The organism is Corallococcus exercitus (genome assembly GCF_003611585.1).
GTDB classification, from domain to species: domain Bacteria; phylum Myxococcota; class Myxococcia; order Myxococcales; family Myxococcaceae; genus Corallococcus; species Corallococcus exercitus.
Genome location: NZ_RAVW01000442.1, coordinates 1 through 7,724 on the forward strand (window position 1 = coordinate 1; position 7,724 = coordinate 7,724).

Annotated in this window: 6 protein-coding genes; 3 read left to right on the top strand and 3 right to left on the bottom strand. The window is 71.4% G+C overall.

Annotation, left to right across the window (positions count from 1 at the left end):
- Window positions 1-406: 406 nt before the first annotated feature.
- The 3 genes from D7W79_RS35125 to D7W79_RS35135 all read left to right on the top strand — a co-directional run bounded on the left by D7W79_RS35125 (window position 407) and on the right by D7W79_RS35135 (window position 2,481).
- The gene (locus D7W79_RS35125; protein ID WP_158617132.1) at window positions 407-1,192 is read left to right on the top strand and encodes a DUF2092 domain-containing protein; all 786 of its coding nucleotides are present in this window, start codon (window positions 407-409) and stop codon (window positions 1,190-1,192) included.
- A complete protein-coding gene (locus D7W79_RS35130; protein WP_120529683.1) occupies window positions 1,189-1,527 on the top strand; it encodes a hypothetical protein in 339 nt (112 codons plus the stop codon). Before D7W79_RS35125 ends, D7W79_RS35130 begins: the two co-directional genes overlap by 4 nt.
- A 273-nt stretch (window positions 1,528-1,800) precedes the next feature.
- Window positions 1,801-2,481, top strand: coding sequence for a hypothetical protein (locus D7W79_RS35135; protein WP_120529684.1), 681 nt, complete (start codon window positions 1,801-1,803; stop codon window positions 2,479-2,481).
- 16 nt (window positions 2,482-2,497) lie between these two features.
- Here D7W79_RS35135 and D7W79_RS35140 read toward each other — a convergent pair whose 3' ends face one another.
- From D7W79_RS35140 to D7W79_RS35150, 3 genes are all read right to left on the bottom strand, one after another.
- The gene (locus tag D7W79_RS35140) at window positions 2,498-3,124 is read right to left on the bottom strand and encodes a hypothetical protein (RefSeq protein ID WP_147442206.1); all 627 of its coding nucleotides are present in this window, start codon (window positions 3,122-3,124) and stop codon (window positions 2,498-2,500) included.
- A gap of 11 nt (window positions 3,125-3,135) precedes the next feature.
- Window positions 3,136-4,734: a hypothetical protein gene (locus tag D7W79_RS35145; protein WP_120529686.1), complete on the bottom strand. Its 1,599-nt coding sequence runs from the start codon at window positions 4,732-4,734 to the stop codon at window positions 3,136-3,138.
- Between the two features lie 96 nt (window positions 4,735-4,830).
- A complete protein-coding gene (locus D7W79_RS35150; protein ID WP_120529687.1) occupies window positions 4,831-7,539 on the bottom strand; it encodes a winged helix-turn-helix domain-containing protein in 2,709 nt (902 codons plus the stop codon).
- Between the last annotated feature and the right edge of the window lie 185 nt (window positions 7,540-7,724).

Sequence of the window (7,724 nt, forward strand, 5' to 3'; positions counted from 1 at the left end):
CGCATCAGCCGTCTGGTCGTCATGGCGGCGCAGCCTCGCCGCGCCCGCGTGGCGGACGCAATCCCTCTCACACGCCTGCGGCGTTTCGGGCCGCCGCGGTGAAGGTGCGCTGCAATTGTCCGCTCCGCGCCCTCCACCGCATCGCGTCGTCCGGCGATTCAAGCGCCTCCGGGCCACCTTCCTCGAGCGCCTGGCTGTACCGGAGGCCCCAGCGAGGCACCAGACGGCGCAGCGGTCGAGCCGGTGAGTCTTGGTACCCGGTTGCCACGCACCCAATGTCCTGGAGCAACGAACGAAGACGTGGGGCGAAGGCCGCCTGGCGTCCGGAGCATGTCTCGCGACACAGGAGGGGCTCATGACAGACACAGGAAGCAGCGGAAGGTTGAGGAAGAGGTGGTGTGGGCCCATGCTCGCCCTTCTCCTGGGAGCGACACCCCTGCTCGGGGGCGCGCAGCAGGAGAAAGCCTCCGCCGAGCCCACCGAGCCCGCCGCTCGAATCGATCCCCAGGCGCAGCGCATCCTGCGCCAGATGAGCGACTTCCTGGCCGCGCAGCGTGAGTTCTCCGTCCGCACCGAGGGGACGCTCGATGAGGTGCTCGACTCGGGGCAGAAGGTCCAGTTGCAGCGCGCGGGCGACGTGCGCCTGCAGCGGCCCAACCGGCTCCGCGTGGACCGCACCGGAGACTTCGCGAAGCTTCACCTCTTCTACGACGGCCGGCAGCTCACGGTTCACGGCGAGCGCGCCAACGCCTATGCGACGACGCCAGCCCCCTCCACCGTGGACGCCATGGTGGACATGGCCTCGCAACGGCTGGGACTGGAGCCGCCCGGGTCGGACCTCCTCCTCAGCAACCCCTACGCCGCCCTCACGGAGGCCGTGTGCTCCGGGAGCTACCTGGGCCGCTCCATGGTGGACGGCGTGCCCGTGCACCACCTGGCGTTCCGCAACAGCGACGGCGTGGACTGGGAGTTGTGGGTCGAGGACGGCCCCCGGCCCCTGCCGCGCAAGTACGTCATCACCTCCCGGGACCTGCCGGGAGTGCCGCAGTACTCGGTGAGCCTGTCCGACTGGAACCTGTCGCCCCGGCTCACCCCGGATCAATTCCAGTTCACGCCCCCACGCGATGCGGTGCGCGTGTCGTTCCTCGCGCCCGACTCGCAGGGCGGGGCGCAGCAAGGAGGCTCGAAATGAGGATGTTCGCGCGCAGGTCCCGCCAGCGGGCGGGGGCGATGTTGCTGGGGCTCTTCTTCCTGGGTGAGATGATCCCGGACGTGGCCCTGGCCCAGTACGGCACGTCGCGCCGGGTGGCACGGCGCACCTCGCGACGCACGTCCGCCCGTCAAAACAATTATTACGACAACTCGAGCACGACCGTGGTGGCGGTGCCGTCAGGCGCGGCCACCGTCACGACGCTCCCCGCGGGTTGTGCGGCCACGACGGTGGGCGGCGTCGCCTACCAGCAGTGCGGCGGCGTCCGCTACCGCCCCTACTACCAGGGGGAGAGCCTCGTGTACGTCGCCGAGTAGTCCCTGGCGCTTCCAGGCGCGGCTCCCGAAGCCTGTCGTGGCCAAACAGCCCCGGACGCGAGCTGATAGGGTCGCGAGTCCCGTGAGCGAACTGCCCCTGCCCAAAGAGTCCCACCTCAAACCCTTTCCATTCCTCTCGGTGCAACGAGGCATTGCCTGGGGGTCTGGGTCGGCCTCTTCCTTGGCGCCTACATTCATTTCAGCGGTGGCCGGAACCGGGAGGAGGCATGGGTTCCCCAGCTGTACATCCCGTTCCTCGTCACGGTCTTCCTGGTGCTGTTCGCCTTCTTCTACTGGCGGATCCGCCGCTGGGCCGGGGCCTATCACCAGGGGGTCGCCTTCTTCAGCGCGGGAGACGAACAGCAGGCCTCCCTCGGCTTCGAGGAAGCCGCGCGCCGCGCCACCCAGGGAGTCCAGCGGGCGATATCGGTCGCCATGATGGGGCAGTGCCAGCTGTCGCTGGGAGACACCGGACGCGCGCTGGAGCTGTTCGGCTCGGTGGAGCGCTCCGGCAAGCTGCGGGGCTCCGTCCCGGCGATGCACCGGTGGATGCCCAGCCTCATCGCCACGGCGCGCCTCGCGCAGGGAGACCTGGCCTCCGCGCACGCCTGGCTGGCGGAGGGACGCAACCGCAACGGCGCCCTGCCCCCCATGTACGCGCTGCTGCCGGAGGTCGCGCTCCTCTGCCGCGAAGGCAACCCCGCCGCCGCCGTGACCGAGCTGGATGCGCGAGTGGGCGAGGCGGATGCGCTGGTGGGGCGGGACGCCCGCCGGCTCAAGCTCCTCAGGGCCTTTGCCCTGGATGCCCTGGACCCGGCGGGCCACGCGTCCGCCATCGAGGCCACGCTGGCGTCCCTCCAGCCCGTGCGCCCCGGCGATCTCGAGTTCCTCTCCGCCCGGTGGCCCGAGCTGCAGGCCTTCATGGAGCGGCGGGGGCTTGCCCGCGCGGCGTAGCGGTGGGCCCCTTCCGCTACCGCGTGACGTCGACGGTGTAGACGCCATCGCCGGACGTGGCGGTGCCCGTCACATGGGTGCTGCCCGGCGTGCGGCGGACCTGGCCGGTGCCGTCGTCCTCGATTTCACCCGTGAGGGCGAGGTCCAGGGTGACGCTGCCCTCCAGGTCCCCGGTCATCTGGAAGGGCCCCTTGAGCGTCCCGGTGAAGGTGCCGCCCGGGATGTCACGCAGCTGGAGGGTGAGCTCCGGCTGCGCCGCCGTGTCCGTGCTGGAAGCGTAGGTGATGTTCACCGGGTCCTCGTCCCCGCCCAGGACGACCTCGCCGTCGGAGTACCCGGTCATGCCGATGCGCAGGCGCATGCCCTTGTTGGCCGAGCTGCCCTGGTCCACCTGCCCGGTGACGAGCAGCGTCCCGGAGGCGGCGCCCGTCGTGGACTGGGGCGGGATGTTCGCGCTGGACGCGTCGTTGAAGCCGGCGAAGCCCAGCTGCAGGGCCTTGCTCACGGACGTGTCGAGTCCGAGGTACGCACGACGGGCCTGCTCGTCGGAGCTGAGGTCGTCATCCCCGCAGGCCGTGAGGCCCAGGGACAGGAAGAGGGAACACGCGACAGCGGTCACGGTACGCGGAAGGGATGTGAGCATGGTGTCTCCTGTCAGCCGATCGGGCTGTTGCACGTGCAGGGCGTCGTTCCGGTGCAGGCCTCTCCGGTGACCGTCTCGCAGTTGAGGCGCGGGCAGCACGGGCTGGTGGGCGAGCACGCCTGACCGGCGGCGGAGCAGGTCGACCCCGTCTGGCAGGTGCCGACGATGCTCCCACCCGGGATGTTGCAGCCGAGCCCGACGCAGCAGTCCGCGGGCGAGGTGCAGGCCTGGCCTTGGGGCTGACAGGCGCTGGGGGCCGCGCAGGTGCCATTGGTGCAGATGCCGGAGCAGCAGGCGGCGCCCGAGGCACAGGCCTTCCCATTCGCGGCGCACGTGCCCGCATCCGTCCCGCCCGTGCCTCCGTCCTGGGCGCCCGTGCCGCCGTCGGTGCCGCCACCCGGCACGGCCCCGGCACGGCAGGCATAGGCGAACTCGGAGACGAGCGAGCAGGTGGTGCCCGCGCAGCACTTGGAGTCCTGCGGATCACAGGTCGTGCCCACGGCATCGCACGTCGCCTTCTGGCAGGTCAGGCCGCCATCCGCGCCGGGCAGGCAGCGCGCGCCGCCGCAGCACTGGTCGGAGAACTGGCACTGCTGCTCCTGCGCGATGCAGCACGGCGCCTCGCCGGTGTAGCCCGTGGGGCAGCCCGCCGGGCAATTGTTGTTGGGGCAGCCGCCGAAGCAGCGCGGCACTCCAGCGGAGTCCACCTTGCACACGGCCTTCTGGCCGTCGCAGCAGGCCTCGCGGGCGTTCACGTCGATGATGCCGCCGTCGGGCAGCTGGCCGCTGCCGCAGATGTTGCCCACCGGGTTGCAGCCATTGGGCTTGTCACAGCGGCTCTCACGGCAGTCCACCGCGTTGGACAGCTTCTCGCCGCCACAGCACACGCCGTCGCCGGTGCAGTAGTCGCCCGTGGGACGGCAGCCGCCCACCGGCTGGCACACCGTGGTCCCGTAGCCCAGGTCCACGCAGGTGCGCGAACAGCAGTTGCTGGAGCCCGAGCACGGGTTGCCGTCCTGGAGGCAGCCGCCCGCGCCGCCACCGCTGACCGCCACGCAGCGGCCCGGAGTGCCCGTGTTCTCCTGCGAGCACACACCGCCGCAGCAGTCCGAGCCCTTCATGCACAGGTCGTCGTTGGCCTGGCACGAGTACGCCGGCTTGCAGAGCCCACCCTGGCAATTGCTGGAGCAGCAGTCCCCCGCGCCGGTGCAGGCTTGTCCTGGCACCTTGCAGCTGCTGGTGCCGCTGGAAGGCAGCGCCGCGCACTTGCCGTCCGCGCCGCAGAGCTTCGTGCAGCACGCCTCCGCGCTGGCGCACGTGCCGCCCACGTCCAGGCACTGCAGCGTGGAGCACTTGCCGTCCAGACAGCTGTTCGTGCAGCACTGGATGCCGCTGGTACAGCTCTCACCCGCCGCGGTGCACTGGGAGCCGGGCCCCGCGTCGGGGAGGGACTGTCCCGCGTCGGGGAGGGGCTGCCCCGCGTCCGTTCCGGCATCCACGGTGACCGGCGGGTGGTCGTCCGGCGGCTTGCCGATCTCTCCACTGCTACAAGCCGCGACGCCGAGGGCCAGGCCCAGGGCCCCAAGCAACAGCCAGCGGTTCGCCTTCATCCGGACGCTCCCTTTGGGCGCCACGACGTGGTGCGCCAGCCCAGGAGACCCTGTCCGCTGTCCAACGGCCACGCGACAGCAACAGATGGCTCGGAATCAGAGCGTCCCTTCCAGCCGCTCCCGCGCCTTCACGATGGCCGCGGTGCGCGTCGTCACGTCGAGCTTCGCGAACACGTTGCGCAGGTGCCACTTCGTGGTGGAGAGCGCCACGTTGGAGCGCTCACTGATCTCCTGGTTGCTCAGGCCCTGGGCCAGCAGCTTGAGCATCTGGAGCTCCCGCTCCGTGAGCGGCTCCAGCGGCGCGCTGGGCAGGGCCGGGAACGGGGCCTGTCCCGCGCTGCCTGGCGACAGCAGGTCCTGGTACCGCTCGGTGTAGCGCGCCGGCAGCACGTGGCTCAGCTTGCGCTGCGTGGCCGCCGCGACGATGACCTCCTGCAGCCCCGGCGTCTCGTCGAACACGCCCCGGCTGAAGCCGAAGCGGGGCACCAGCGCGAAGCCCCGGTTCACCGCGGCGAACGCCGCCGTCGGGTCTCCCGCGCGCCAGTGACACACCGCCAGCGCGGCCAGCAGCGCCGTCTCCCGGGCCACGCAGCCCGCGTCATGCGCGCTGGCCCTCAGCGTCTCCAGCAGCCCGTGCGCCCGGTCGTGCCGCCCGCGCGCCATCAACACCCAGGCCTGCGCCACGCCCGATTGCTCCCAGGCCTCATCGTAGAAGCGCCGCTCGCTCCACTCGCCCCGGCGCATGCGCTCGCCCAGGCCGAACTCCTGGGCCACCGCCTTCATCCGCGCGGGGGCCTGCTCCACCAGGGACAGGCGGATCTTCTCCCCGCAGACGTGGGCCAGGAAGCGCGTCTGGTGTCCGCACTCGAGCACGCTGTGCAGGTAGTCCAGGAGCTGCCACGCCTCCGCGTACTTGCCCCGGATCGTCTTGATGCGGGCCAGCACCAGGTAGGCCATCGCGAAGGTCTCGAACACCGCCGCCTGGGACAACAGCGGCAGGACCTCGATGCAGAGCGCCTCGGCCTCGTCCAGCCGGTTCTGGTCGTAGCGGGTGTTGGCCAGCGCCGTCGCCGCGTTCACCCACACCGGGTTGCGCCGTCCGCGGCTCGCGCGCGCGAAGGCCGCCTCGCACCGGTCCGCCGCGTCCTTCATGTTTCCCTGGGCGCGGTCCGCCAGCACGATGAGCACGTCCGTGTAGCCCACCATGTATGGGTTGTTCTGCCCCTGCAGCGTCTCGCGCGCGATGGACGCGAGCCGGCGCATCGCATCGAACCGGTTCATCCGGAGCGCCTGGTATGCCTTCGCCGCCAGCACCGCGCCCGCCATGAAGACATCCGGGTCCTCGTCCCCCGGCGACGCCTCCAGCTCGATGCCAGAGCCCGAGTCCGACAGGACGGCGTGCAGGAGCGCGAGCCTTGAGAGCTGCCGCGACAGCCGCTCGCGCTCCGGATCCGCCGCCGCCGTCTGGAGCCGGCGCTGCGCGTCCTGCAGCGCCAGGGAGGCCGGCACGAAGGCGCGAGACAGGATGAGGCACGCGATGCGCGCCACGCAGATGGCCGGCGAGCGGAGGGTCTCCTCCGCCGTCAGCTTCGTCGTCCAATGGAGCACGGAGGCAATCTCTCCCTCGCGCATCCACGCCTCCACGCAGCGGGCCGTGAGCTCCAGGCACCAGCCCCGGTCCCCGGAGGCGAACGCGTGCGTCAGGGCCTCGTCCGGCAGCCCGTGCTCGGCGAACCACGCGCTCGCCGCGCGGTGCAGCCCGGGGATGCGGTCGCCGTGCGTGCACGCGAGCTGGGTGCGCAGGAAGTCGAGGAACAGCGGGTGGTAGCGGTACCACTGGTGCTGCGTGTCCAGCGACTGGATGAACAGCTGTCCCCGCTCCAGCTCCGCCAGCAGCGCCGGCCCGCGGGTGATGCCCAGCAGCGCGTTGCACAGCTCGCCGTTGAGCCGGTCCACCACGGAGCTCAGCACCAGGAACGCGTGCACCTCCTCCGTCTGCTCGCGCAGCACCACGTCCGCGAGGTACTTCGCCACGTCGTGGTTGGAGCCGATGGCCTTGCGGAGCGCGTCGCTCACGCTGGCGTGCTCGCCCGCCGTCAGCAGGGCCAGCTTCACGCCGGCCACCCAGCCCTCGGTGCGCGCGCGCAGGTACTCGACGTCCTCGGGCTTCAGCGCGGCGCCGCACAGGCGCTGGCCCAGCTCGTGGATGGCCTCCCCGTCCAGGCCCAGGTCGCGGCTGTCGAGCGTCACCAGCTGTTCGGTGAGCTTCAGCTTCGCCAGGTCCAGCTCCGGCGGGCTGCGCGACGAGACGATCCAGTGCACGTGCGGCGGCGCATGGTCCAGCAGGTACGAGAAGGCCCGCGCCAGCGCGCGCTCCCGCAGCACGTGGAAGTCGTCCAGCACCACGACGAGCTCGCGCCCCAGGTTCCACAGGCTCCGCAGCACCACCGTCGTCGCATGGTCCAGCGGGAGCGCCACCTGGGCGTCCAGCTGGCTGGTGATGTACGCGTCGAACTCCGGGGCCGCGCGGCGGATGGCCCCGACGAGGTACGAGAAGAAGCGCTCGGGCGCGTTGTCCCGCTCATCCAACGACAGCCACGCGAGCAACCGCGACCCGTGCACCTCGCGGTACCACTGCGTCAGCAGCGTCGTCTTCCCCGAGCCCAGCGGCGCGGTCACCAGCACGAGCTTGCCGCCGACACCCCGGTCGATCTTCCGGAGCGCCGCGCTCCGCGCCACGAGCACCGACGCCGTCTGCGGCGGCGAGAGCTTCGTTGGCAGCAGGTGCGAGAGCGGGTCGCCCATCGGCGAGGACGCGGGGAGAGGGCTCCCCGGGGCACTTCGAGAGCTCGGCATGGGCGCGTTCCCCCTGTGACCGATGGCGGTGCCGAGTAGACCACGGGCGCCGGCCGCGGGGACCGGGGCCTTGAGACACACAGCGTCAAACAGCGAACGCCGCAACGCGTCACCCTCTCTGGAGAGGCCCCCTC

What these genes read in the sequence shown, in the direction of transcription:
- D7W79_RS35125 (WP_158617132.1), top strand. Translation starts at nt 407, where the DNA reads ATGCTCGCCCTTCTCCTGGGAGCGACACCCCTGCTCGGGGGCGCGCAG.
- D7W79_RS35130 (WP_120529683.1), top strand. Translation starts at nt 1,189, where the DNA reads ATGAGGATGTTCGCGCGCAGGTCCCGCCAGCGGGCGGGGGCGATGTTG.
- D7W79_RS35140 (WP_147442206.1), bottom strand. Translation starts at nt 3,124, where the DNA reads ATGCTCACATCCCTTCCGCGTACCGTGACCGCTGTCGCGTGTTCCCTC.
- D7W79_RS35145 (WP_120529686.1), bottom strand. Translation starts at nt 4,734, where the DNA reads ATGAAGGCGAACCGCTGGCTGTTGCTTGGGGCCCTGGGCCTGGCCCTC.
- D7W79_RS35150 (WP_120529687.1), bottom strand. Translation starts at nt 7,539, where the DNA reads ATGGGCGACCCGCTCTCGCACCTGCTGCCAACGAAGCTCTCGCCGCCG.